This window comes from Marinobacter halotolerans (assembly GCF_008795985.1).
Taxonomy (GTDB): Bacteria; Pseudomonadota; Gammaproteobacteria; order Pseudomonadales; family Oleiphilaceae; genus Marinobacter; species Marinobacter halotolerans.
On record NZ_VMHP01000001.1, the window covers coordinates 317526 to 344178 of the forward strand.

Annotated in this window: 23 protein-coding genes; 7 read left to right on the plus strand and 16 right to left on the minus strand. The window is 58.1% G+C overall.

The annotated features are described in order from the left end of the window. Window positions 1-5: 5 nt before the first annotated feature. Entirely contained in the window at window positions 6-1001 is a 996-nt protein-coding gene (gene cmoB, locus FPL19_RS01405; protein ID WP_150909890.1) for a tRNA 5-methoxyuridine(34)/uridine 5-oxyacetic acid(34) synthase CmoB, read from the plus strand. Window positions 1002-1009: 8 nt separating this feature from the next. Here cmoB and FPL19_RS01410 read toward each other — a convergent pair whose 3' ends face one another. The 11 genes from FPL19_RS01410 to FPL19_RS01460 form a co-directional block, all read right to left on the minus strand. Further along, window positions 1010-2305: an adenylosuccinate synthase gene (locus tag FPL19_RS01410; protein ID WP_150909892.1), complete on the minus strand. Its 1296-nt coding sequence runs from the start codon at window positions 2303-2305 to the stop codon at window positions 1010-1012. A 27-nt stretch (window positions 2306-2332) separates the two neighbouring features. Further along, entirely contained in the window at window positions 2333-3514 is a 1182-nt protein-coding gene (locus FPL19_RS01415) for an ATP phosphoribosyltransferase regulatory subunit (RefSeq protein ID WP_150909893.1), read from the minus strand. 147 nt (window positions 3515-3661) lie between these two features. Next, on the minus strand, window positions 3662-4537 hold the full coding sequence (hflC, locus tag FPL19_RS01420) for a protease modulator HflC (protein WP_150909895.1): 876 nt from the start codon (window positions 4535-4537) through the stop codon (window positions 3662-3664). 1 nt (window position 4538) lies between these two features. Beyond that, entirely contained in the window at window positions 4539-5723 is a 1185-nt protein-coding gene (gene hflK / locus FPL19_RS01425) for an FtsH protease activity modulator HflK (protein ID WP_150909897.1), read from the minus strand. 78 nt (window positions 5724-5801) lie between these two features. Further along, the gene (gene hflX / locus FPL19_RS01430; protein WP_150909899.1) at window positions 5802-7100 is read right to left on the minus strand and encodes a ribosome rescue GTPase HflX; all 1299 of its coding nucleotides are present in this window, start codon (window positions 7098-7100) and stop codon (window positions 5802-5804) included. A 122-nt stretch (window positions 7101-7222) separates the two neighbouring features. Beyond that, window positions 7223-7471: an RNA chaperone Hfq gene (gene hfq / locus FPL19_RS01435; protein ID WP_135802723.1), complete on the minus strand. Its 249-nt coding sequence runs from the start codon at window positions 7469-7471 to the stop codon at window positions 7223-7225. 37 nt (window positions 7472-7508) lie between these two features. After that, window positions 7509-8528 (minus strand): tRNA (adenosine(37)-N6)-dimethylallyltransferase MiaA, encoded by a 1020-nt coding sequence (gene miaA / locus FPL19_RS01440; protein ID WP_150909901.1) that lies wholly within the window; start codon window positions 8526-8528, stop codon window positions 7509-7511. 6 nt (window positions 8529-8534) lie between these two features. Next, window positions 8535-10442: a DNA mismatch repair endonuclease MutL gene (gene mutL, locus FPL19_RS01445; protein WP_150909903.1), complete on the minus strand. Its 1908-nt coding sequence runs from the start codon at window positions 10440-10442 to the stop codon at window positions 8535-8537. 19 nt (window positions 10443-10461) lie between these two features. Further along, complete coding sequence (locus FPL19_RS01450) at window positions 10462-11757, minus strand: N-acetylmuramoyl-L-alanine amidase (protein WP_404802809.1); 1296 nt, start codon at window positions 11755-11757, stop codon at window positions 10462-10464. Window positions 11758-11850: 93 nt separating this feature from the next. Further along, window positions 11851-12351, minus strand: a complete 501-nt coding sequence (gene tsaE, locus FPL19_RS01455; protein ID WP_150909907.1) for a tRNA (adenosine(37)-N6)-threonylcarbamoyltransferase complex ATPase subunit type 1 TsaE — start codon at window positions 12349-12351, stop codon at window positions 11851-11853. Further along, a complete protein-coding gene (locus tag FPL19_RS01460) occupies window positions 12352-13923 on the minus strand; it encodes an NAD(P)H-hydrate dehydratase (protein WP_150909909.1) in 1572 nt (523 codons plus the stop codon). 154 nt (window positions 13924-14077) lie between these two features. Here FPL19_RS01460 and queG point away from each other — a divergent pair, with 154 nt between their 5' ends. Next, window positions 14078-15142, plus strand: coding sequence for a tRNA epoxyqueuosine(34) reductase QueG (gene queG / locus FPL19_RS01465; RefSeq protein ID WP_150909911.1), 1065 nt, complete (start codon window positions 14078-14080; stop codon window positions 15140-15142). Here queG and orn read toward each other — a convergent pair. Beyond that, window positions 15137-15679, minus strand: a complete 543-nt coding sequence (gene orn, locus FPL19_RS01470; protein ID WP_150909914.1) for an oligoribonuclease — start codon at window positions 15677-15679, stop codon at window positions 15137-15139. The two genes, queG and orn, sit on opposite strands and share 6 nt — an antisense overlap. A 111-nt stretch (window positions 15680-15790) precedes the next feature. Between orn and rsgA the strand changes: the two genes are divergently transcribed. Further along, a complete protein-coding gene (gene rsgA, locus FPL19_RS01475) occupies window positions 15791-16843 on the plus strand; it encodes a small ribosomal subunit biogenesis GTPase RsgA (RefSeq protein WP_150909916.1) in 1053 nt (350 codons plus the stop codon). A gap of 17 nt (window positions 16844-16860) precedes the next feature. On the opposite strand, the gene motB is transcribed toward rsgA, so the two are convergent. Both motB and motA read right to left on the minus strand, forming a co-directional pair. After that, window positions 16861-17823 (minus strand): flagellar motor protein MotB, encoded by a 963-nt coding sequence (gene motB, locus FPL19_RS01480; RefSeq protein WP_150909918.1) that lies wholly within the window; start codon window positions 17821-17823, stop codon window positions 16861-16863. Between the two features lie 34 nt (window positions 17824-17857). Further along, the gene (motA, locus tag FPL19_RS01485) at window positions 17858-18709 is read right to left on the minus strand and encodes a flagellar motor stator protein MotA (protein WP_150909919.1); all 852 of its coding nucleotides are present in this window, start codon (window positions 18707-18709) and stop codon (window positions 17858-17860) included. Window positions 18710-18874: 165 nt separating this feature from the next. Between motA and asd the strand changes: the two genes are divergently transcribed. Continuing rightward, the gene (gene asd / locus FPL19_RS01490; RefSeq protein ID WP_150909921.1) at window positions 18875-19753 is read left to right on the plus strand and encodes an archaetidylserine decarboxylase; all 879 of its coding nucleotides are present in this window, start codon (window positions 18875-18877) and stop codon (window positions 19751-19753) included. A 35-nt stretch (window positions 19754-19788) separates the two neighbouring features. Here asd and epmA read toward each other — a convergent pair whose 3' ends face one another. Next, the gene (gene epmA, locus FPL19_RS01495) at window positions 19789-20763 is read right to left on the minus strand and encodes an EF-P lysine aminoacylase EpmA (protein WP_150909923.1); all 975 of its coding nucleotides are present in this window, start codon (window positions 20761-20763) and stop codon (window positions 19789-19791) included. Between the two features lie 11 nt (window positions 20764-20774). Then, window positions 20775-21347, minus strand: coding sequence for an elongation factor P (efp, locus tag FPL19_RS01500; RefSeq protein ID WP_150909925.1), 573 nt, complete (start codon window positions 21345-21347; stop codon window positions 20775-20777). A 45-nt stretch (window positions 21348-21392) separates the two neighbouring features. On the opposite strand from efp, the gene epmB reads away from it, so the two are divergent. The 3 genes from epmB (at window position 21393) to FPL19_RS01515 (ending at window position 26647) form a co-directional block, all read left to right on the plus strand. After that, window positions 21393-22454: an EF-P beta-lysylation protein EpmB gene (gene epmB / locus FPL19_RS01505; protein WP_150909927.1), complete on the plus strand. Its 1062-nt coding sequence runs from the start codon at window positions 21393-21395 to the stop codon at window positions 22452-22454. Window positions 22455-22589: 135 nt separating this feature from the next. After that, window positions 22590-24407: a GTPase gene (locus tag FPL19_RS01510; protein WP_150909929.1), complete on the plus strand. Its 1818-nt coding sequence runs from the start codon at window positions 22590-22592 to the stop codon at window positions 24405-24407. 152 nt (window positions 24408-24559) lie between these two features. Beyond that, the gene (locus tag FPL19_RS01515) at window positions 24560-26647 is read left to right on the plus strand and encodes an EAL domain-containing response regulator (RefSeq protein ID WP_150909931.1); all 2088 of its coding nucleotides are present in this window, start codon (window positions 24560-24562) and stop codon (window positions 26645-26647) included. Window positions 26648-26653: the final 6 nt, after the last annotated feature.

A 26653-nucleotide genomic window follows, 5' to 3' on the forward strand; every position in this document is an offset into this window, starting at 1 on the left:
CCCCCATGACCCACTTTGACTGGCAAACACGCTACGCCAATCTGTTCAACGATCTGGACCAAAGCGGCCTGCAGCAGTGGCGCGAGCTTGTTCAGAAACAGCTCCACAAGCGCTTCGACGAAGCCCCTCATGGCGACATTCCCCGCTGGCTGTCGGCCCTGGATTCACTGCCGGATATTGCCGCGCGACCACCGGTGCTGGACCGGTCCGCAGTAGCACTGCGTGCGCAGGAGACATTGCCTGACGACCTGCACCGGAAGCTGGAATCGGGCCTCAGGGGCCTTATGCCCTGGCGCAAGGGCCCCTTCGATTTTTTCGGCATTCCGATTGATACCGAATGGCGGTCAGACTGGAAATGGGACCGGGTGCTGCCCCATCTGTCCGACCTAAAGGGACGACAGATTCTGGATGTGGGCTGCGGTTCCGGCTATCACCTCTGGCGGATGCTGGGGGAAGGCGCAGGACGGGTCATCGGCGTGGATCCCGGACTGCTTTTCCTGTTCCAGTTCCTGGCGGTGAAACGCTACATCGCCCCGGAGCCGCGGGCCGATCTTCTGCCCATCAAACTGGAAGACCTGCCGCCCCGACTGGAAGCTTTCGACACCACTTTCTCAATGGGTGTGCTTTATCACCGGCGTTCGCCGCTGGATCATCTACTGGAACTGAAGGATACCCTGAAGCCGGGTGGTGAGCTGGTTCTGGAAACCCTGGTGGTAGACGGGCCCGAGGGCTACAGCCTGATGCCGGAAGACCGCTACGGCCAGATGCGCAACGTCTGGTTTCTGCCCAGTTGCGACACGCTTTTGCGGTGGCTGGACCGAACCGGCTTCCGTAATGCGCGGGTGGTGGACGTCAGCGTCACAACGACTGATGAGCAGCGCCAGACTGACTGGATGCGATTCCAGTCGCTGGCCGACTTCCTGCACCCGGACGACCCGAACAAAACCATTGAGGGCTATCCGGGGCCGAAGCGGGCCACACTGATTGCCACAAAGCCCTGAGCGGGCTGCTACTCGCCGAAGGGATGGCGGAGAATGACGGTCTCGACCCGGTCAGGTCCGGTGGAAATAATGTCAATCGGAGCCTCGATCTGCTCTTCCAAATAACGGATATAGGACCGGGCATTCTCCGGCAGCTGATCCAGTGAGGTGATCCCGAAAGTACTTTCCTGCCAGCCCGGCAGCTCAACAAAGACCGGCTCAATATCCTTGTAGGTATCGCAGCCGATGGGCGGACGGGTGATTTCGCCTTTCGGTGTCTTGTAGCCGATGCAGACCTTGACGGTGTCCATGCCGTCAAGGACATCCAGCTTGGTCAGGCAGATGCCTGACACACTGTTGATCTGGATCGCATGGCGCAGTGCCACCGCATCAAACCACCCGCAACGGCGTGAACGACCGGTTGTGGTGCCCACTTCGTTACCTTTGACCGCCAGATGCCGACCCATGTCGTCAAACAGTTCCGTGGGGAACGGACCTGAACCAACACGGGTGGTATAGGCCTTGGTGATTCCCAGCACGTAGTCAAGAAACAGCGGGCCGAAGCCAGTGCCGGTTGCCGTGCCGCCGGCGGTGGTGTTGGACGAGGTAACATAGGGATAGGTCCCCAGGTCGATATCCAGCAGTGAACCCTGGGCACCCTCAAACATGATGTGTTCGCCGCGCTTGCGCAGATCGTGAAGGATATCCGTCACGTCGGCGGCCATCGGCAGGATTTCCTCGCTCATGGTCATCAGCTCGGAAAACGCCTGATCAATATCCTCCGGCTCTTCGTGGAAATACTCGGTCAGCACGAAGTTGTGGTAACTCATGATTTCCAGGAGTTTTTCCTTGAAGCTCTGGGGATCAAAAAGATCGCCCAGCCGAACGCCCCGGCGGCTCACCTTGTCTTCATAAGCCGGGCCGATGCCCCGGCCGGTGGTGCCGATCTTGTCCACGCCACGGGCGCGCTCCCTGGCCTGGTCGATACGCACATGGGTTTTGAGGATGATCGGGCATGCCAGGCTGATTTTCAGCCTCTCGCGCACCGCCACACCGTTGGATTCCAGCTCGCGAACTTCCTTAAGCAGGGCCTCCGGAGACAGCACGACGCCGTTCCCAATCAGACACTGGACGTCTTTTCGCAGGATACCCGAGGGAATCAGGTGAAGCGCTGTTTTCCGGCCGTCAATTACCAGGGTATGTCCGGCATTGTGGCCACCCTGAAAACGGACCACCGCAGACACTTTATCGGTCAGAAGGTCAACGATCTTGCCCTTACCTTCATCACCCCATTGGGTGCCAAGTACTACAACGTTCTTACCCATGATTCTCTCTCGATTTGTCCAGCTCAGTTAGTCCAGGTGTTCCACGACCCACTGGCCGTTCTTCTTAACAAGTATCCGGTTACAGCCCCGTGCTCGGGGATCCGCTTTGGTGTCTTCCGGCAGGGCGCGAACGACGGTTTCGGTCAGCCGCAACCCGGCGATCACACCCTCCAGCGCGTCATCAGCGTCCGCTGGGGCCCAAATCCGGCCGGTCGAATGGCTGGTTCGTTGTCCCAGGGAAGCCAATGAGCGAATATCCAGGCTGAAGCCGGTGGCCGGCCGCGCCCTGCCAAAGTCGCTGCCAATGGCATCGTACCGGCCACCCTTGCCGACCGCATCCCCATGACCCGGGACGTAGGCGGCAAAAACCAGGCCGGTATGGTAGTTGTAGCCTCGAAGCTCGCAGAAATCGAAACCGAAGGTAACCTCCGGGAAGTGGTTGCCCAACATGTCCGCCACACGCTCAAGTTGGCCCAGAGCATCCTGTAAAGGCACAGGCGCACCAGCGAGAATCTGTTTTGCTTCCGCCAGCGCCTCCGCCCCGCCACTGACACGTGCAAGCTTGCGCAGCATTTCACCGGCAGAACCGGCGGGGCAGTCACCCAGCCATTGATCAAGTTCCGGCACGGATTTACGGGCCATGGCGTCAAAAATGGCCTCGCCAGCGTCACGGTCAAACGCGGCTTCTCGCACCAGATTCTCGTAGATGGCAACGTGGGCGAGATCCAGGTGAATCCGGGGCAGGCCCGATATCCTTAGGGACTCAAGCATCAGACTGATGACTTCCATATCCGCAGACTCGGAGCGGCTGCCGAAAAGCTCACAACCGGCCTGGATCGGGGTACGGCCGGTCAGCATGTGACGGGGACGGGTATGCAGAACATGCCCGGCATAGCACAGCCGGGTAATGCCGTCCTGGCCAAGGGTATGGGCATCAATTCGGGCAGCCTGCGGAGTCATGTCTGCCCTCAGGCCCATCATTCTGCCAGTGAGCTGATCGGTCAGTTTGAAGGTCTGCAGTTCCAGATCGTGACCAGTGCCGGTAAACAGGGACTCGAGGTATTCAATCAGCGGCGGGATAACCAGCTGATAACCCCAGCGCTGGCAGGTATCCATTACATCCCGACGCAGGGATTCGATCTGTCCGGCCAGCGGAGGAAGAATGTCCTCAACGCCGTCCGGCAATAGCCAGCGATCAGATACTGTCATGAGATTCCGTTGTCCGTGCACAGGATTGAAGGCAACACCCGGTGACAATGAAACCCGGGCCAAAACCGGCGAGATTTTACACTGTTGGCAGACACAAAAAAACCGGAATGCCAGAGCATTCCGGTTTTAACCGTGCCAGCCTCAGTATCAGCGGTTGCCCATCGGGTCCTTCAGATACTTCATGAAGTCGCTTTCAGTATCAATGACCATGATATCGCCCTTGTCGGCAAAGGTGTTCTGATACGCCTCCAGACTGCGATAGAAGGAATAGAACTCACTGTTAGTTCCATAGGCGTCCGCGTAAATTCGAGCCGCCTCTGCATCGCCCTCACCGCGAGTTTCTTCGGCCTTGGAGAAGGCTTCGGCAAGGATAACGGTGCGCTGCCGATCCGCATCGGCCCTTATACCTTCCGCAAGTTCGTTACCCCGCGAACGGAATTCCTGTGCCAGCGCCAAACGCTCGGCCGCCATACGACGGTACACGTTCTGGCTGACTTCCCCGGGAAACTCAATGGCCTTGACCCGGATATCAACCACGTCAATACCGAACTCTTCCTGCGCCGTTTCGTTGACTCGGGTGGTAAGGCTGGTCATGAGCTCGTCGCGCTGACCGGACACCACTTCGACCATGGTGCGAACACCGAACTCGTCCCGCAGACCATTGTCTACCCGCGAGAGCAAGAGCTGGGAGGCGCGGTATTCGTCACCACCGGTGGCGCGGTAGAACTGATCCACGTCCCGGATTTTCCACGCGATGTAAGAGTCCACATCCAGAGGCTTCTTCTCGATTGTCAGATACTGGCGCGACGGAAGATCCGTCGTCAGCAACCGGACATCGAACTCCCGAACCTGGTCGATAACCGGCACCTTGAAGTGTATGCCCGCTTTGATGTCTGTTTCAATCAGCTCACCGAAGCGCAACAAGACGCCACGATGGGTTTCAGGGATGATATAGACGCTGGACAAAACCACCAGCACCACGATAAGGGCGCCCGCAAGGCCCACTACACCTTTAGCTCCCATATTAACGGCTCCTCCGCACGCCTGAATCCTGACGGCTCTGCAGTTCCTGCATTACCTGGTCAGACAGCGCCTTGATGTCTGTTTGATTGCTGCCCGACTCGCCACTCTGTCCACTGACGCCGGCACGATTGGTCAGCCCGTCAAGCGGCAAATACATGATATTGTCGTCGCCCTCAGTGGCCACCATGACCTTGCTGGTATTGGTCAACACCGCTTCAAGCGCCTGAATGTACATGCGCTCACGAGTTACCTCGGGTGCTTGCTCGTAAACATCCAGAACCGCCATGAAGCGCGACGTTTCACCACGAGCGCGTTCTACAACCTGTTCCCTGTAGGCAGCGGCCTCTTCCGTCAGACGCCGGGCACGGCCGCGGGCTTCGGGAACCACTTTGTTGCGATAACGTTCCGCTTCTTCTTTAACTTGCTGCTCGTCCTCACGGGCACGCTGCACTTCGCGGAACGCATCCTGCACCGGCTCGGGCGGCTGGGTGCTCTCAACGTTTACCCGAACTATGCCAAGGCCTGTGCTGTACTCGCGAAGGAAGGTCTGCAATCTTTGCTCGATCCTTACCGAAAGTTCGGCCCGGCCTTCCGTCAACACGCCATCAAGCGTTGAACTGCCGACCTCGTGACGAAGGGCACTGTCTGTGGCAAACGCCAGCGCCTGGTTAGAATCCCGGACGTTGAGCACATAATCGCGAGCGTCATTGACCCGGTACTGAACCTGCAGATCAACCGTCACCAGGTTTTCATCCTGGGTCAGCATCTGCCCGGAGGACTCTGCGGTCCGCACGTTGGTGACACGCACCAGTGTAACGCTGTCGATCAGCGGCACCTTGAAACGCAGTCCAGGTTCCTCAATACGACTAAATTCACCGAAACGCAGAACAACCGCACGCTCTTGCTCGTCGACGGTATAAAAAGACTGGAAAACAACGTAACCAACAAAAACGATGGCGACGATGGCCAGCACCGCACCAATCCCGCCGGCATTGCCACCAGATGAACCGCTGCCACCTGAATTGCCGCCCTTGCCCTTTCCGCCAAGGAGCTTGTTCAGCTTGTCGAGGCCCTTTTTCAGTGCCTCGTCAAGATCCGGCGGCCCCTGATCTTTACCACCGCGACCTCCACCGGTTCCCCAGGGATCATTGTCGTTGCGGTTTCCACCCGGTTCATTCCAGGCCATAGTGTTCTCCGTTCTTAGCTGATCGAATGGCTGCAAATACTAGGGATTTATAAGCGCCCCGGCAATAGCGCAGCCTGCTTAACTATGCGACTGTTCCAGCCTCACTTGGTTTTCCCGTACCCCGGCCCGACTCAGTAACTGCAACCAGTCCCTTTGCTGAAGCCTTACTTCAAGGACTGAATCGCCGTTATCCCGATGGCTTTCCTCGATCACCGAGCCCGCCTCATGCAATAGCGCCCGCAACTTTCCATCAGTTGGCCGCAGACACACAAAGTGATGTACGACGTCTTCGGCAAGCCGTTCCACTACCGCGTCGAAGAGTTCCTGCATACCTTTACCGGACACAGCAGATACCCAGACACGCACCGGCACACCCTCTTCATTACGTTCAGTTCGGGGTGAAAAGTTCTCCAGCAGGTCAATTTTATTGAACACCTGAAGTACCGGCACGTCGTCCGCGCCAATTTCCGCCAGTACGTTCTCCACCTGCTCGATATTTTCGTCTCGCCGCTGATCGTAGCAGTCGACAATATGCAGCAGAATGGAGGCTTCAGTGGTTTCCTCAAGCGTTGCCCGGAATGCCTCCACCAGTTTATGGGGCAGGTGACGGATGAAACCAACCGTATCCGCCATAACGACAGGGCCAATGTCCGGAAGTTCCAGCCTTCTCAGAGTCGGATCCAGCGTCGCGAAGAGTTGATCAGCGGCGTAGACCGTCGACGTGGTCAGTCGGTTGAACAGGGTTGATTTGCCAGCGTTGGTATAACCCACCAGTGACACCGTCGGGATATCGGCGCGGGTACGGGCACGGCGCCCCTGATTGCGCTGTCGACGCACCTTTTCAAGCCGACGATGGATCGATTTGATACGCTCTCGCAGCAGGCGGCGGTCAGTTTCAAGCTGGGTTTCACCTGGGCCACGAAGACCGATACCACCTTTCTGACGCTCCAGGTGGGTCCAGCCCCGGACCAGCCGCGTGGACATATGGTCAAGCTGGGCCAGTTCAACCTGCAGCTTGCCCTCATGGGTTCGCGCTCGCTGGGCAAAGATATCCAGAATGACCCCGGTGCGATCCAGCACCCGGCACTGGAGCTCCCGTTCGATGTTGCGCTCCTGGCTGGGGCTGAGCGCATGATTAAACAACACGATATCCGCACCATTAGCGGTGACGGCATCCCGGATTTCTTCCAGCTTGCCGGTGCCCACAAACAGCCGCGAACTGGGCTGCTTGCGGGTGCCGGTCACTACGCCGACCGGCTCAACATCCGCCGACCAGACCAGCTCCCGGAATTCTCCCAGGTCTTCTTTGTCGTCATAGGCGGAAAATTCAATGTGAACAAGAATCGCTCGTTCACCAACGTCGGGGCGCTCAAACAAGTCGCTTAAACTCCAGGGCAGTCAGACTGCATCTACCATAAAAACAAACACCCGCGCCCTGCGGAACCTCAGGCGATTCCTCAAAGACGCGGGTGATGGACAACCAGCAGGGCTCGGGCAAATCAGTCCTCGGACTCTTCACCGCCCGGGGCCTGAGGCGGAATGCGAACATTGCGTGCCGGCACAACGGTTGAGATTGCGTGCTTGTAAACCATCTGGCTTACAGTGTTCTTCAGCAAAATCACAAACTGGTCAAAGGATTCAATCTGGCCCTGCAACTTGATACCGTTGACCAGAAAGATAGAAACCGGAATGCGTTCCTTGCGTAAGGCGTTGAGGTAAGGGTCTTGTAAAGACTGCCCTTTTGACATGTTTATTCTCCTGTTTATGATTGAAGCAGATCGTCATTTAAAACTTCAATGTGGTGCGAGACCCGATGATTTTCAAGGCCAAATCAACCGTTTCCGGATCGTCACTCTCCAGCCAGTCCAAACCGGACCATTTTCGCAGCCAAGTCAGCTGCCGCTTAGCAAGCTGCCGGGTAGCAGCCACCCCTTTCCCGACCATTTCCTGATGGTCATCTTCGCCAGCCAGATAGGACCAGGCCTGACGGTATCCAACGCATCGCATGGACGGTAATTCAGAGTGTAGATCACCTCTGGCCATCAGCGCCCTGACTTCTTCAAGAAAACCCCCATCGAGCATTGACCGGAATCGCCGGGCAATCCGTTCGTGGAGTATCTTTCGATCAGAAGGCGCTATCGCAAGCTGAACCACAGTATACGGAAGACTCGACGATTCGTCTGCCTGCCAGCGGGTAAAATAGGTGTAATCCTCAACACTTGCCGCCGTTCGCTCGCCCCCGCCATCTTCGTCGCCCTGCGCCCAGAGCCAGGAAATCGGTTGGCCGGTCAGACGGATGACTTCGATGGCCCGTAACAACCTCTGGCGATTGTTGGGATGAATCAGCCCCGCGGCCATCGGGTCTTTTTCTTCCAGCTCCCGATATAGCGATTCCCAGCCCTGCTGCTGCGCCTGCGCTTCAAGCTGGCGCCGGAGTACGGGATCGGCAGAGGGCAAAGACGACATGCCCTGCAGCAAGGCCTTGAAATACATCATGGTGCCGCCCACCAGAAGCGGGATTCTGCCCCGGGCACTGATGTCCGCCATTGCGGCCAGGGCATCCCGCCGGAAGTCCGCCACCGAGTATGTTTCCGCCGGGTCACAGATATCGATCAGCCGATGGGGGGCCTCGGCAAGCTCTTCAGGGGACGGCTTGGCCGTGCCGATATCCATGCCCCGATATATCATCGCCGAATCTACACTGATGATATCGCAGGGCAATCGGCGGCAGAGTTCGATCGCCAGATCGGTTTTACCAGAGGCCGTTGGCCCCATCAGGAAAATGGCCGGAGGATAGGATGTCATGGGCTTCTAACGGCCCCGGAGGAACAGCTTATCGAGCTCCGCCATGGTCATCACTGTCCAGGTCGGGCGGCCATGGTTGCACTGACCACTGCGCTCGGTGGCCTCCATATCACGCAGCAGGGTGTTCATCTCGGGGATGGTCAGCTGCCGGTTGGCCCGCACAGAACCGTGGCACGCCATTGTACCCAACAGTTCATGGGTTACGGCCTCTACCCGGTCGCTTTCGCCGTTTTCAATCAGATCCGACAGCACATCGCGAACCAGTTGCTCGGTATCGGCGCCCCGCAGCAGCGCGGGAACCTGGCGAACCGCCAGGGTTTCCGGCCCGATCCGTTCAACCCCCAGGCCCAGCTGAAGCAGCTCCTGGCCGTGTGTTTCTGCCAGCGCCGCCTCTTTCTGGCTGACCGCCAGTGAGACCGGCACCAGTAAGGGCTGACTCTTCAGATCCTGGGCTTCCAGAGCCCGCTTCATTCGCTCGTAAGTAATCCGTTCATGGGCAGCGTGCATGTCCACGACGATCAGTCCCTGATGGCTCTGGGCAAGTATGTAGATACCGTGGAGCTGGGCAATGGCGTACCCCAGAGGCGGATCGTCGCCCTGATTGACCGGCGGCGTGATCGCCATGTCTGACCGCCCCAGAGGCGGTACGGTCGATCCTCCGGAAGATTCAACACCGCCGCCCTGGTTCAGGGACTGGTAGAACGCCATCTGGTCCCTGGCCTGCCATTCCTGCTGGAAGGGTTGCTGGCCAGGGCCCTGACTTCCAGGATAAGGCGCCTCCACCGTCTGGCCGCTGTCAAAACCTGCCGGCCGGGAATCCGTCATTGGCACCTGAACGCCAAACGCCTGGGCGTGGGCCGACGGGTGCCGTCCCTCGGACTGGGCAACGGCGCCACGCAAATGATCATCCGGACGCACATCCGCCAGGGCTTTATGGAGTGTGCGGAAAATAAAGTCGTGAACCAGGCGACCATCCCGGAAACGCACTTCGTGCTTGGTGGGATGAACATTCACATCCACAGAAGCCGGATCCACCTCCAGGTAGAGCACAAACGCCGGATGGCGATTATTGTAGAGTACGTCGCGGTAGGCCTGGCGAACGGCGTGAGCCACCAGCCGGTCACGAATCACCCGGCCATTCACAAAAAAGTACTGCAGATCCGCCTGGCTGCGTGAAAAGGTCGGCAGTGCGACCCAGCCCCAGAGCCTGAGCCCGGTTGCCTCGGCATCTATGATGACGGCATTGTCGATAAACTGCTGCCCGCACAGGGCGCCAATTCGCCTTTCCCGGTCAAGGGGATTTTCTGCCGGCCGCAGACTCTGGATCACCCGCTGGTTGTGGCGCAGGGTAAAACCGGTATCAAATCGACTGAGAGCCTGTCGCCGGACGCATTCCTCAACGTGATTGAATTCGGTTTTTTCGGTGCGCAGGAATTTACGACGAGCGGGCGTGTTGAAAAACAGGTCGCGCACTTCCACCGTCGTGCCCACCGGGTGGGCAGCGGGCGCGATGGTGGCATCCATATCCCGGCCTTCCACCTCCACTTTGGCAGCGGCTTCCTGGTCTTCGGTCCGGGACGTCAACGCCAGGCGGGAAACCGAGGAAATGCTGGCCAGGGCCTCGCCGCGAAAACCAAGGGAAGCCACCGCTTCCAGGTCATCCAGGTCGGCAATCTTGCTGGTAGCGTGACGGCTAAGCGCCAGTGACAGATCGCTTTCGCCAATGCCGCTGCCGTCGTCCCGCACGCGTATAAGCTTGACACCACCCTGTTCGATGTCGATATCAATTCTGCGGGCGCCGGCATCCAGCGCGTTTTCGATAAGCTCTTTTGCAACAGAGGCCGGGCGCTCGACCACCTCGCCAGCAGCAATCTGGTTTGCCAGGCGGGGTGTCAGCAATCGGATGGCGGGCATTGACGGAACAACCTCGTTATCAGGAAGCGGGAATGCGGATAGTCTGCCCTACCATAACACGGTCATCGTTCAGTCCGTTATATTGCATCAACTCGCTGACGGAGGTCTGGGTACGGCGAGCAACGCCTGACAGGGTATCGCCTCGCTGTATCCGGTACTGACTGACTTCACTCTTGCCGTTGCGCTTCTGCCAGGCCAACAGGGTGCCCGGCGGCGGCGTTTTCTGGAAGTAATCGTCGATGCCGCGTACCACCGCGTCAGCCAGTTTTCGCTGATATCCGGATGTGGTGAGGTACTTCTCTTCCCTGGGATTGGAAATAAAGCCTGCTTCGACAAGAATCGACGGGATATCCGGGGATTTGAGAACCGCAAAGGATGCCTGCTCCACGCTTCGTTTGTGCAATTTGGCAACGCCCCCCAACTGATCCAGGACCTCGCTGCCAACACCAAGACTGGAATTGATGCTGGCCGTCATCGACAGATCGAGCAGTACGCCGGCGAGGGTGTCGTCCCGACCTTCAAGCGAGACTCCGCCAGCGCCGCCGATCAGGTCGGAGCGGTTTTCTGACTGGGCAAGCCAACGGGCAGTTTCACTGGTGGCACCACGCTGGGACAGGGCAAAGACTGAAGCCCCGCGGGGTTCCGGCGTGCGGAAAGCATCGGCGTGCACGGACACGAACAGATCCGCATTATGCTTGCGTGCCAGAATAGTCCGGCTGCGCAGATCAATGTAATAGTCCCCCGTGCGGGTCAGCTTGGCGGTGTACCCGGGCTTCTGCTCGATCATGTCGGCCAGGGTGCGGGCCATTTTCAGCACCACGTCTTTCTCGAGGGTTCCACGGGGACCGATCGCACCCGGGTCTTCACCACCATGCCCGGCATCCACCACAACCACTATGTCGCGCTTGCCGTTGGCGTTGTCTGTGACGGTAGGACGGGATTCCTCCCGGGCTTCACGTGCGCCCTCTTCAATCAGGTCCACCACCAGACGATGACCATACTTCTGGTTCGGAGCCAGCTGGAAGCTGCGCGGCTTGATGTCCTTTTTTAGGTCAAGCACAACCCTCAGATCGTTGCCGTTCCGGGGAGCACTGCGGATGCGACGGATCGGGCTGCCACTCAGGTCCAGGGACTCGAAATTCGCCTTGAGGCGGGTATTCTGCAGGTCAATGACCAGACGTGACGGTCCTGACAGGGAGAAGATGTTGTGTTCGATGGCATCCCCCATATCCAGAACAAGCCGGGTATGGTCAGGCGCCGGCCAGATTCGCACGCTTTCGATATCGACACCGGCCTTCACCGGCAGCGATACCATGATCAGCGCCAACACGCCGAAAAAATGTCTCAAACAGAGCCTGGTTTTCATGCTGTATACCTGCATTGAAAAAAACCTTCTGCAAATACCCGATTAACCGTTTGTCAGGCCCAAAGCCTGCAAACCATCCAGTAATTCTTTTCCCGTCGGCGTTTCCGGTTGGAAAACTGCCAGTCGGCCGTCGCCCTCTGGCTCCAGCCTCACCCGCAAATCCGGAGCGGGCAAAATGCCTTCGCCGCGCTCAGCCCACTCGATCAGACAGAGACTGAGCTTGTCGAAATAATCCCGGATGCCCAGATACTCGAGCTCTTCCGGGTCGCCAAGGCGGTAAAGATCAAAGTGATAGACCCTTGGCGTCAGGTGTTCATAAGGCTCGACAATGGTGTAGGTCGGACTCTTGACTGCACCTTGATGGCCCATACCCCGCATCACCCCGCGACTGAGCGTTGTTTTGCCCATTCCCAGGTTGCCCTGAAGAAACACAGTCGCGCCCCGGCCGCTGCGGCCAACCGCCGCTGCCAGCGTTCGCCCGACAGCCTCAGTGGCGGCTTCGTCGGCCAAAAATACGACAACCTCTCCCGGACTGTTAGCCACTCAGACCCCCGCCTGTGATGAGCCGGAAGAAATCCCGGCGCCGCTTTCCGTCCGAGCCAATACCCTGGGCAAGCTGTCAATTACATCATTGGGCAACAGCCCCATAAATCCTTTGGTTTCCGATGCAACGTCGGCCGCTGCAAGATGCAACGCGGCCCCCAGCATTGCAGCCTGTTGCAGGTCACCACACTGCCCCATCAGGCTGCCAATCAGGCCGGAGAGCACATCACCCATGCCACCTGTCGCCATCCCCGGATTGCTGCCACTGACAATGACCGGAAGCGCCTGTTCGCTGGCAATCACCGTGCCGGCGCCCTTGAGCAGCACCACGCCTCCGTAACGCTGCTGCATCCTGGTGGCCGCTGCCAGGCGATCTGACTCTACCTCCGAGACCTCACACCCCAGCATTCTGGCGGCTTCACCCGGGTGGGGAGTAAGCACATGGTCGTCGGATGGCCGGGCTGCTCGCCCCGCCATCAGATTCAGGGCATCCGCATCCAGAATCCGGGGTTTGCCGCTGGCAATCACCTGCTGCAGCATTTGCTGCCCCCAGGCTCCCCGCCCAATGCCGGGACCGCAAACGATCACCGAAGCCGCTTCAATCAACGGCTGCAACTCGGAACCGTGAATAACGGCCTTTGCCATAATCGAGGGACACCTCGCCAGCGCCGCACCTACATACTCACCGCGAGTGGCCAGCGAAATCAGCCCGGCACCGGACCTAGCTGCGGCCTCCGCAGCCAGGATTCCAGCACCACCAAATCCTCGTTCGCCTGCTACCACCAGAACATGGCCAAAACGTCCCTTGTGAGCGTTGGCCGGCCGGCGAGGCAGCGTCGAGGCCATAGACGACCAGTCGACCCGTTTCGCCACCGGACGCTGGCCGCTCTCGGAGGCCCATTCGTCGGTATCCAGCGATTCAAATACCAGGTGGCCGCAACACTCCGTCCCTGCCCCGGTAAAGAGCCCTAGCTTCAAGGCAATGAAGGTCACTGTTACCTCGGCCCGGACAGCTACGCCAGCCACAGTACCCCGGGTTGAATCCAGCCCGGACGGTACGTCGATGGCCAATACCGGCGTCGTCGCCTGGTTGCAACGATCAATAATGCACGCGAAGGGTTCGCGGGGGGCACCAGTAGCCCCTGTGCCCAGCATCGCATCGACGATCAGATCCACACGGTCGAAGGGAAGTTTCGACAGATCCTGGTCGCCATCGCCCAGTGCCTGGACTTCAACTCCGTCAGCCTCGGCTTTCTGCCAGGCCTTGCGGGCATCGCCCTTGAGCTTCTCTACAGGCGCCACTGCGACGCAGTGAACATCAATGCCGTGGCGTTTGGCGTTTGCGGCAACCAGGTAACCGTCGCCACCATTATTGCCCGCACCACACAACACCAGAATCGAAGACGCGTCAGGCCAGATCCGCACCAGCCGGCGGAACGCACTGGCGGCTGCAGCTTGCATCAGATCAAAACCATTAACGCCCTGTTGATCAATCACATAGCGATCGATCGCTCCAACCGCATCGGCGGAATACAGGTCTTCTGGTAGACTATGGTCGTTGATCAGGGGCATGCAAAACCGCTCCCGCTAAAGAATCCGGATTAAGAAAATCAGCCAGCTGCCTGTAAAGCATAGCAAAATACCAAAAAAGGTCATAACTTAATCAATGTCTTTACATTAACTTTTCATATTCCTTTCCGGGGCACCCGTTTCCAGTGGAACTGCAATGACCGAAACCACGGATCAAAATCTCACGCACCTGCCTGAAAAAATTCGCAATTGGGCGCGCGAGCTGGGTTTCAGCGATCTTGGTATCACCTATCCAGACACCGGCCCCCATGCTCAGCGCCTGCAGAAATGGCTGGACGATGGCTTTCACGGCGAGATGGGCTACATGGCCCATCATGGTGACAAACGCTACAACCCCCGATCACTGGTGGAAGGAACCCACCGTGTCATTTCGGTACGGCTGGATTACCTGCCGGCGCCGGACAGCCCGGCGCGAGTGCTTACTAACCCCGAAAAAGCCTATGTGACGCGATATGCGGTAGGTAGGGATTACCACAAACTGATGCGCAAGCGTCTGGCGACCCTGGCAAAAAGGATCGATGAAGCTGTCTCCGGGTACGAATACCGAGCCTTTGTGGACAGCGCTCCGGTGCTGGAACGGGCCCTGGCTCAGAGGGCCGGACTGGGATGGATCGGCAAGAACAATATGGTCATTCACCCCAAAGCCGGGTCGTTTTTCTTTCTGGGGGAGATTTTCACCAGTGCACCACTGCCGGTTGACGAACCCTTTGAAAAAGAACACTGCGGTTCCTGCTCTGCCTGCCTGGAGGTTTGCCCGACAGACGCCTTCGAAGGCCCCCACAGACTCGACGCCCGGAAGTGCATCAGCTACCTGACCATTGAACTGTCGGGGAGTATTCCGGTGGAGCTTCGGTCAAAGATGGGCAACCGGGTGTTCGGCTGTGACGACTGCCAGTTGGTGTGCCCCTGGAACAAGTTCAGCAAAGCCACCGCTGAAACCGACTTCCAGCCACGCCATGGCCTGGACAATTCCGAACTGGCCACCCTCTTTCTGTGGACAGCAGAAGAATTCCTCAAACGTACGGAAGGTTCCGCTATCCGCCGAACCGGATACGAAGGCTGGCTTCGCAACCTGGCGGTGGGCCTGGGCAATGCCCCCTCAACCATTCCGGTGATCGAGGCGCTCAAGCAACGGGCAGACCACCCATCGGAACTGGTGCGGGAACACGTCCGATGGGCGCTGGAAAGGCACGGCCTATAACCTGAAGAAATGCTCGCGATAGTGGCGCAGTTCATTGATGGAATCGCGGATGTCATCAAGCGCCAGATGAGTGCCCTTTTTCTTGACCCCGTCCAGCACTTCCGGCCGCCAGCGACGCGCCAGCTCTTTAATGGTGCTCACATCCAGATTGCGATAGTGAAAAAACGCCTCTAATTCAGGCATATACTTCACAAGAAACCGGCGATCCTGGCCGATGCTGTTGCCACACAGCGGTGACTGACGCGGTTCAAGGTAACGCTGCAGAAACTCAATCGTTTGCTGCTCGGCATCAATCTCACTGACCCGACTATCCCGAACCCGCTGAGTCAGCCCGCTCTCGCCATGGGTACGGGTGCACCATTCATCCATGCTATTGAGCAGGCTGTCAGACTGATGCACCGCAATCACGGGCCCCTCTTCAATCGTGTTCAACTCCGAATCGGTAATAATGGTCGCTATCTCGATGATTCGCTCTTTTTCCGGGTCCAGCCCGGTCATTTCGAGGTCAATCCACACCAGGTAATTCGCTTCAGGCATTCAAATTTCTCCACTGTCTGACTTCTGGCAAAAGGCAAATTCTACTCATTGTGAACGAATCACGTATGATGTGACACCATCACCATGCCCCACCAAATTAGCACAGGATTTATGGCCAAACGTCGACTTAACAAACAGCAGCAGTGGCGCATTTCCAAAGTCCAGCAGGAACGGACGGCCCGGGCTGCCCGTAAAGAGAAAGCCATCGACGAACAGATCGAAGCCGGCGACCTGGGCCCCGAACAGGAAGGTCTGATCATCGCCCACTATGGTCAGCAACTGGACATCGAAGCCCTGGAAGGTGAAGACGCCGGCAAGGTCCTGCGCTGTTTTGTCCGCGCCAACATCGACAGCCTGGTGACCGGTGACCGCGTGATCTGGCGTATGAGCGGCAACGACACCGGCGTGATCGTCGCCCGCTGCGACCGGCAGAGCCTTCTCCAGCGTCCGGACAACTTCGGCGCCCTGAAACCGGTTGCCGCCAATATCGACCACATTATCCTGGTCATTGCCCCCGAACCCGAACCCCACGACAACCTGATTGACCGCTATCTGGTCGCCGCAGAGATTACCGGTATTCCCGCGATCCTGCTGCTGAATAAATCCGACCTTCTAAACGACCGGAACCGGGAATCAATCAGCGCCCTGCTGGACCGATACCGGGCGCTGGGCTACCGGGTAGAACAGACATCCGCCCAGAATGGCGGCGACAAGGCAGTAGGCGTGGAAAACCTGATCAAGGACCAGACCAGCGTTTTTGTGGGGCAATCAGGGGTCGGCAAGTCATCCATCATCCAGACACTGCTGCCGGATGAAGCCATCCGGGTTGGTGCGGTGTCTGAGAGCACCGGCAAGGGCGTGCACACCACGACCACCGCAAAACTGTTTCACCTGGACTGTGGCGGGGACCTGATCGACTCCCCGGGCATCAGGGAATTCGGCCTGTGGCATATGTCGCCTTCTGAAATCGAATTCGGCTTCCGCGAAATCCGCGACCTGATCGGCCACTGCAAGTTCCGCAACTGCAGTCATCTGGGCGACCCCGGCTGCGCCATACAGGCCGCCGCTGACGACGGTCGAATCAGCCAGGCCCGCCTGAAGAGCTTTCATCGGATCCTTCAGGATATGGCGGAGCAGCAGGCGCGGGGCCTGAAGGTTGACTAATCTGCCGCTGGCTCCGCTTACCAGTTAAGTTCGCCTTCAGCCGGAGCCGGTGCCTGCTGCTGAGACCAGTTGCCTTGCTGCAACGAGTCCATGGCTTCCTGCTGCTCCTGTTCCGATGGCGCGGTGAGATCGATCAAAGGCTCATCTGACTGCCCTGCACTGCTCTGTATGCCGTCAGCCGCTTTCTTGTTCAGTACAATAATAGAAATGCGCCGATTCACCGGCGCCTGCGGGTCTTCTTTATTGAACAGAACCGAATCACTGAGCCCCACCACCCGGGCTATCTGATTGCCGCCCACGCCGCCAGCAACCAGCGCCCGGCGTGCCGTATTGGCGCGATCTGCGGACAACTCCCAGTTGGTATAACCGGGCCGCCCGCTGAAGGGGGTGGAATCCGTGTGGCCGGTGAGGCTGAGCTTGTTGTCCACGGTGGACAGGGTTTTGGCCAGTTCAAAAAGAATGTCCTGTGAATAGTATTTGAGCTCCGCCCGACCACTGTCGAACATGGGGCGCTTCGAGCGGTCAACAATCTGAATGCGAAGCCCCTCACTGGTGATATCAATCAGCAGCTGGTCCTTGAACTCCTGAAGGGTCTCACTTTCTTCGATGCGGTCTTTCAGATCCTGGAACAGCTGCTTCATCTTCTGCTGCTCCAGGGTCTGGGCCATTTCCTCCACCACCTGATCTTCAATCTGAATATCGGCATCGGCCACGTCTTCACTGGATTCGCTGACCACGGACGCACTGCCCTCCAGATCCACCGGATTTGGCGAGCCGCCCTCGGTGAAGCCGACGGGATCCTTGAAATACCCCTCAACCGCGCGAAGCTGCTCAGGTGAAGCGGTTGCCGTCAGCCAGAGCACCAGAAAAAATGCCATCATGGCCGTGGCAAAGTCAGCGAACGCCACTTTCCAGGAACCACCGTGATGACCGCCTGCCACCACCTTTTTGCGCTTGATAATTATCGGCCGATCTTCCAAAGCACTACTCCAGGCTGATTAGCCAGTGTTCCGGTTATTTTGATCTGACGTGATCGTTCAATTCCTGAAATCCGGGACGCTTGTCCGACGGCAGGGACTTGCGGCCGAATTCGATCGCCATCTGCGGCGCCTGGCCGGACACTGTGGCCACAATCGCGGACTTCACACACTCGTAGGCTTTGATCTCGTATTTGGCGGTGTGCTCCATGGAGATCGACAGGGGACCGACAAAGCCATAGCCCATCCAGATACCCAGGAAGGTCCCCACCAGCGCGGCGGCCACGCTCAGACCGATCTTTTCCGGCCCTTCGGTGAGAAAGTTCATGGTGATCACGATGCCAAGAACGGCGGCCACGATGCCCAGCCCCGGCAGGGCATCGGCAATCTTGTTCAAGGCATGAGCAGGCTCTTCCACCTCGTGATGCCGGCTATCGATCTCGTTTTCCATCATGCCTTCCAGCTCATGGGTCGCCATGTTGCCGGCACTGATGATGCGCAGATAGTCGGTAATGAAGGACAGCAGGTATTTGGACTTCATGATAGCCGGATACCGACTGAATATCTGGCTGGACTCGGGATTATCAATATCCTCTTCAATGGCCATGACACCCTGCTTTCGGGATTTGTCGAACACCTCATACAGCAGGCTAAGCAGATCCATGTAGAAGGACTTGTTGTAGGGCGAGCCCGTCAGCTGCGTGACAATGGCTTTGCCTACCTCTTTGATGGTATGCGGAGAGTTGGCAATAACGAATGAACCCACGGCGGCTCCGCCGATGATCAGAACTTCCGTTGGCTGCCAGAGAACCGCAAGGTTACCCCCATGCAGGACATATCCGCCAAGAACACACCCTGTAACAATAACTGCGCCGATAATGAATAGCATGGTAAGTAAACGTACCTTCTGTGATTATTATGTGCAGCGGCCCGTCGCGGCAGCTCCGTTTGATAATAGCAAGCCCGGCCATGAACCGCGAAAACGAAACTGCTTATACCCCCGCCACGGCATTTGTTAAACTCCGCTGCCCGATTGTACAAAGGATTCGCGTTCATGCTCGATAAGCTTTTTGTAAAGAGTCAATACGTCACGCCCCAGCTTGCGGTTTCGCGCCTGGCCGGGCGACTCGCTGACATGGACAGCACGCCTGCGATCAAGAACCGGGTGGTGCGCTGGTTTATCAAGCGTTATGGCGTTGACATGAGCGAAGCCCTGGAACCGGATCCAACAGCCTATCCCAGTTTCAATGCCTTCTTCACCCGGGCCCTAAAACCGGGGCTACGTCCCATTGATGAACGACCCTCAGCACTGGCCTGCCCTGTCGATGGGGCCATCAGCCAACTGGGCACCATCACCGATGACCGGATTTTCCAGGCCAAAGGCCAGTCCTTCAGTCTGAACGAACTGCTGGGCGGTGATAAGGAGCGAGCCAGGGAATTCGAAGACGGCGAGTTCGCAACCATCTACCTCTCGCCAAAGGATTACCACCGGATTCACATGCCCGTGGCCGGCACGCTTCGGGAAATGACCTATGTGCCGGGCAAGCTCTTTTCCGTCAACCCGACAACGGCCGCCCAGGTGCCGAACCTGTTCGCCCGCAACGAACGAGTCGCCTGCATTTTCGATACTGACGCCGGACCGATGGCCATGGTGCTGGTGGGCGCAATGATTGTCGGCAGCATGGAGACCACCTGGGCCGGCGTAGTTGCGCCGGGCGGCGGGGAGGTAAGCACCAGCTCCTATCGGCAACTCGCCAACCCCATCAGGTTTGAAAAAGGCGAGGAAATGGGCCGCTTCCGGCTGGGATCAACTGTGGTGATCGTCCTGCCCAAGGGCAAGGTGTCCTGGGAAAGTAACCAGAAAGCGGAAAAAGAAGTGCGACTGGGAGAAGCTCTCGGCATCCTTTCCGAAATGAGCACGGCTCCGGAATAACAGGGATTCGAGATAACACCGGCGCGCTCCTTTCCTCAGGCGCGGTCGCTGGGAAAGGCCAGCACCTCGGCAATGTCGGTCACGCCCAGCTTCAGCATCAGCAGCCGGTCCAGCCCCAGGGCTACCCCGGCGCAATCAGGCACACCAGCGTGCATTGCCGCCAGCAAGGCCTCGTCAACCGGCATTTCCGGGCGCCCGGCCCTGCGGCGGGCCTGGTTATCCAGCTCGAAACGCGCCCGCTGCTCATCAGGGTCGGTCAGCTCCCAGTAGCCGTTACACAATTCCAGTCCGTTGACATAAAGCTCGAATCGATGCGCCTTGCGCACGCCATCCACCTCCGAAACACGGGCCAATGCAGCCTGGGATTCCGGGTATCCGGTAATGAAGACAGGGCCCAGTTCCGCAAGCGACGGCTCGACGCAGAAACTCATCAACAGATCCAGACACTCATCCCTGAGCATACCTGATAACTGATCCTGCCCCATCCACGCCTCACACCGGGCCCTGATCTTATGATCATCGGTCGCAAGCGGATCGACGCCGGCAAACCGCAGGAAAGCCTCACGGTAGTCCAGGGTGACGGGATCGGGGCATTGCAGCCAGCCGCAGACCAGTTCGGCCACTTCTGTCATCAGATCGCTATCGTCGAAGCCCCGGCGATACCACTCAAGCAGCGAAAATTCGGGATTGTGGCGGGCCCCGCGTTCGCCGTCGCGAAACACCCGGGCCACCTGGTAGATATCCCCTGCCCCAGCGGCAAGGAGACGTTTCATGGGGTATTCAGGAGAGGTTTGCAGCCAGTGGCAACGGGGCGACGGAGAAGCCGAGCCGGGATAGGCCGGCACGCTGTCGATATTCAGGTCGGTGACACTGCAACGCCCCAGAACGGGCGTTTCCACTTCCAGTACATTGCGGCGCGCAAAAAAGCCGCGCACCCAGGCCAGCTGCTGTGCGCGGCTTTCAAGAGCGGCCAACGAAGCGGTTGGCCGCCAGTTATTCCGGTCGGTCATTGTCAGTGCGATCAGTTCTTTACGCGGCTCACGTATTCACCGGAGCGGGTATCCACTTTCAGCACTTCACCGATGGTGATGAACAGTGGCACGTTGACCACCGCGCCGGTTGAGAGCGTGGCCGGCTTGGTGCCGCCCTGAGCCGTGTCGCCCTTCATGCCCGGGTCGGTATCCACCACTTCCAGCTCAACAAAGTTGGGCGGGGTCACCGTCAACGGGGCACCGTTATAAAGGGTGACGGTGTAGACATCCTGTTCCTTCAGCCATTTGAGCACATCGCTGACGGCCTTTTCGTCAGCAGGGTATTGCTCAAACGAGCCGTCGGTCTTCATGAAGTGCCAGAACTCTCCGTCTGTGTAGAGATACTCCATTTCCTGATCGATGACGTCAGCGGCCTCCAGGCTCTCCCCGGACTTGAAGGTGCGTTCCCACTGGCGATTAGTGTTAAGGTTTCGCAGCTTGACGCGGTTAAAGGCCTGCCCTTTGCCGGGCTTAACGAATTCGTTGTCGAGAATGATACAGGGGTCGCCGTCCAGCAAAACTTTAAGACCGCTGCGGAATTCGTTGGTAGAATATGAAGCCATGAAATTATCACCTGAAACGATGCAGTTAAGAATTCAAAGGTCGCTATGATACAGCGAACCGCCGCGCTTATAGAAGCCCGCCTGGTTGATTCACCCGATGGCAACGGGCATGCAGACGACCAGAGCTGGCAAAAGCTGCTTTCCGGCTCGATCACTTCCCCCGATACCCTGCTGCGCCGGCTGGATCTGGACCCGGCGCAATGGCGCAAGGGTGCCGATCTGGGTCATCAGCTCTTTGCCATTCGGGTTCCCGAACCCTACGCTGGAAGAATGGAGCCTGGCAATCCGCAGGATCCGCTGCTTCGCCAGGTGCTCCCCACGAACGAAGAAGGGCTGTCGTTGCCCGGCTACCTCACGGACCCCCTTGAGGAAGCTGATTCAATAGCCACCACCGGGTTGATCCGCAAGTACCAGAGCCGGGCGCTGCTGATGGTCACCGGACAATGCGCTATCAACTGCCGGTACTGCTTCCGCCGCCATTTTCCCTATGATGAGCACCGACTGACGCCGGAGGACCGTACCCGGATTCTGGAGTTTCTGGCCAGCGACCCGGATATCAACGAGGTGATTCTCAGCGGCGGAGACCCGCTGGTGGCAAGCGACCGGTTGTTGTCCTACTGGGCCAATTCCATCGCCGAGATTCCGCATATCCGCCGGCTCAGGATTCATACCCGCCTGCCCGTCGTCATACCCCAGCGAATTACGCCGACTCTGCTGGAAACGCTTTCCGCCAGCCGTCTACAGAGCGTAATGGTGTTGCACATCAACCATGCCAATGAGCTGGACGAACAGGTAAAGGCCGCCATGACCCGGCTGCGGGACGCTGGTGTAACCCTTCTGAACCAGTCAGTCATTCTGCGGGGGATCAACGACGACGCGGACACGCTTGCAGCCCTGAGCGAGCGACTGTTCGAATGCCACATATTGCCCTACTACCTGCATGCCTTCGACCCGGTGGCCGGTGCCCACCATTTCGCTGTCAGCGACCCGCAGGCACGTGATATCGTGAAACAACTCATGGCGAAACTTCCCGGTTTTCTGGTGCCCCGCCTGGTACGGGAAGTACCCGATCGACCCGGCAAGACACCTATAGACCTTTTTGCGTGACGCACTTGGCAACCTTTTGATAAGCATCAGGTGTTAAATATTGTCAACTTGTTGACTGCTCGCTTTTTGCCGTGCGTTTGCTATTTTAAGGTGTTAAAACCTATAACGAGAAAAACACAGCGTTGGCGTGATTAGATGGAAGGCACGACCCTGAAACCAGATCTGAAAGTTCCCGAGCAGAAAACAGCGAGTCTGTCCTTTTGTGAAACAACGCCAAAAGCGTTCAAGGACTGGGTCAAACAGCTACCGATGGCCAATATCGGGGAGGCATCGCGCCAGCTCTACCACGCTATTATCGAACTGAACCAGCTGTTTACCACCCACGCCCAGCGGCTCCAGTTTCTGGAATTGATCCGCCCGAAGATTCATTTTGTCTGTGAAGAGCTTTCCCGGCATTACCTCGGGTTGTCCATTGCCCTGCCTGAAAAGCAGCGCAAGATTGCCAATCTGTCCCAGGCCCTGCAACTTCATGCCGCGGCGGGCTACAAGCTCTGCGTCATTGAATGCCTTGATAACGGCGGCGCCGACAAGAATCGAAAAGCCATTGCTATCGCCTTGCACCGTGCGATCTCAGAGCTGGCCGCCACTATTCTGAGGTCACACCAGCTTTACTGCCCCAGTCCTGCTCAAAGCTGGCTGGAATGTCACCGAATGTTCCGGTTTGCGCTGCGAAATCGGCTACACACTCAGTCGGTGGATGACGAAACCCTCAACCAGCGCCGCTCGAGCACGGTAGAAGACGCCTACAAACGCTTACTGTTGCTGGGTTGTTCGCGCCCCAACCAGTTACGTCAGTCAGAACTGGCTCAGGTCTATGGCTTGTTCGAATCCTGGACGGACCTGGTCGAGTGTGGCCCTGAAGCTGACGAAGACAGTCTGTTCGTCACCAATCTCGAGCGGGACAACGCCCCGGTCTACCGCAGCCTGCTGGAGCAGAGCCCGGGGCATGAGAGCCTCAATTTTGACACCCGTGATCTCTCGGCGGAAATCGGCGATGTATTGAAAGCACGAAACAGCTCGGCCGAGCCGGACACGCGCCTCCGCCTGTCGCCCTCGGTCAGCAACACCTTGCTTACGCACCTGAGCCAGGCCCTCGGCATATTGGCCAAGCGCAACTTCAACCGCATTTCAAGCCAGGGCACACTGGAGATTTGCGTTGGGCTGACCGCCACGCATTACTATGTTGCCGGTGGCAAAACCTTTAACCAGTTTGTCAGTGGCAACAATGAACTGGCGGCTGAAGGCGCCGATGACGACGGCAACCGTTTTCTGCGTCGGTCACGCCAGCGCGAGGACGCCTGGGCCGGCGCCCATGATGCGGGCCCGAGCGACGAACTTAACCAGTCGGCGGATACTCCGATCAATTTCCGAAACAGCATCGGGGCCACGCCCGATAGCGCGGCTGACCGAAACCAGCCCAGATCCCATCACGCACTGCTGATTAACACCAGCCCCGGTGGTTATTGCGTTGCCTGGGAGACTCATGTTCCGCCATCACTACAGGCGGGCGAAGTACTGGGTGTGCGGGAGCAGTCCAACCACCCCTGGAGCATCGCCGTGGTGCGCTGGATTCGCCAGGTTCGTAACCAGGGAACCCAGGTGGGTATCGAACTACTTGCCCCCAGCGCGGCACCCTGTGGCGTCCGGCTGATCCAGAAAATCGGCAACAGCAGCGAATACCTTCGCGGGCTTCTGTTACCCGAAATCAGCGTCGTTAACCAGGCCGCGACACTGATCACTCCCAGGCTGCCATTCCAGTCGGGCAGCCGTATTTCAATGCTCTACGACGGTCGCGAAGATCAGGGCACCCTTTCCCGCAAGGTAAGCGCCACCGGCAGTATCAGCCAGTTCGAGCTCAAGCTTCAGAATTCGGGCGCATCTACCGTCCCGGTTGCCGGCCCTTCGTCCGGAACCAGCGAGGACGAATTCGACTCCCTTTGGCCCTCGCTCTAGCGAATATAAAAGCCGGAACAGTCCCGCTGAACCGGGTTTCAAGGGTTGTTATTAACAGGTAAGCACTGCATCATTCAGCGTTAGTGAAATGCCGGCGAGTCCGTTGTATCTGAGACCGGCCAAGCCAATGCGCAATGCGAGACATCTGACGAATGCAGAAAAAAAACACCACCGTACACCTGCTGATCCTCGACCCGTCGCAAAACGACGCGGAATCCATGGTCAGCCTGTTGCGGAATTCCGGAAAAGCCACCCGCGCACACCGAATCACCTCCGAAGAGGATCTCGAGGAAACCCTGAAGTCAGGCCAGTGGGACCTTCTGCTGGCGCGGGATGACGTTGAACAGGAGTTCGGGCCGGATGGCGCCCTGGCAATGATACGGCGCATGGACAAAGACATACCTTTCGTGCTGCTTAACCGGGAATTCAGTCACGAACGAGCGGTGGAGATCATGAAGGCCGGCGGACAGGACACCGTGCCGTTTGAAAATACCGACCAGCTGGTTCTGGTGGTCAATCGCGAATTGTCAGCCCTTGAAGACCGTCGCCGCCGTCGCACGCTGGAGTCCCACCTGCGGGAGTCAGAACAACGCTGCCAGTTACTGCTGGAAAGCTCAAAGGACGCCATCGCTTACATCAATGACGGCATGCACGTTTATGCGAACCAGTCCTACATGGAGTTTCTGGGCTACGACGATATCGATGACCTGATCTGTATTCCGGTGCTCGACACCCTGACCCCGGAAAGCGCCACCAAGTACAAGGAATTCATGAAGGCCTTCACCAGCGGTGAGGAAGACAGCAAAACCCTGACCTGCGTTGCCCGCCGGAGCGACGACCAGGAACTGAGTGTCAACATGACCGTATCGTCGGCCACCTACGACGGGGAGCTATGCACCCAGATCGTGCTGCAGCCGGAGCAGAACGATGCAGAACTGGAAGAAAAGCTGCGACAGATCAGCAGCCAGGATCTACTGACGGGCCTCTACAATCGCCAGTATCTGATGGACGCGCTGGGCAAGACCATTGCCACGGCAGGCAAGGATAACCAGACCGGCGCCCTCGCCTATATTTCCATCGACAGCTTCATGGCCATGAAGAGCGAGGTCGGTATCGCCGGATCGGACCTGGTGCTCGGCGACCTGGCCAACCTGCTGAGCGAACATACCCCGGAAGGATTTACCCTGGCCAGACTCAGCGACGACGCTTTCTGTCTGCTCAGCCATCCCTGTGAAGAAAAGGCCATGGCGGACGTTTGCGAAGCCATCCGCAAGAAAGTCGAGGATCACCTTTTCGATATCAACGGGCGCACCGTGCAGATCACCCTGAGTATCGGCGTTGCCGCCATTACTGAAAACGCGCCCAAAGCGGCAGATCTGATGGGTCGCGCCCACACGGCTTCGTCGGAACTAAAAAAGAAAGAAGGCCACGAGAGCGGAAACGGGGTTCTGGTTTACAACCCGGCGGATTACGAGTCGCTGGATGAGAACAACTCTGCCGATGTTATCCAGAAGGCTCTGGACGATAACCGCTTCCGCCTGTTGTTCCAGCCGATCATCAATCTGCGTGGCGAAGGCGAAGAACACTACGAAGCCTTTGTGCGGATGCTGAACAAGGACGAGGAAGAAGTCTCGCCCTACGATTTCCTGCCGCCAGTCGGCCCGTCGGATATGGCCATCAAGATTGACCGCTGGGTAATCCTGCAGACCATCAAACAACTGGCAAGTCACCGCTCACGAGGCCACGACACCCGTCTGTTCCTGAACATCACGGCGGAAACCCTGGACGACAAGACCTTCACACCCTGGCTCAGCGTTGCCCTGAAAGCAGCCCGACTGCCCGGCGACTCGCTGATATTCCAGATCCGTGAGGGCGACGCCAACAACTATATGAAGCAGGCGAAAGACTTCGCCAAAGCGGTGCACGAGCTTCACAGCAAGGTGTCCATTTCCCAGTTCGGCTGTGCCCTGAATCCGTTCAACACCCTGAAGCATATCGATGTGGATTACGTGAAGATTGACGGTTCGTTTACCGAAGAGATCCAGAAGAAAAGCGAAGCGCGGGATGAGGTGAACGAGATGGTCAAGAGCCTGCAGAGTGCCGGCAAACTGACCATCGTGCCGCTGGTGGAAAACGCCGGCGTACTGGCCACACTCTGGCAGGCAGGCGTCAACTACATTCAGGGTTACTACCTGCAGGCGCCAGTACCAGAGATGAACTACGACTTTGGCGACCACTAAGCTGTT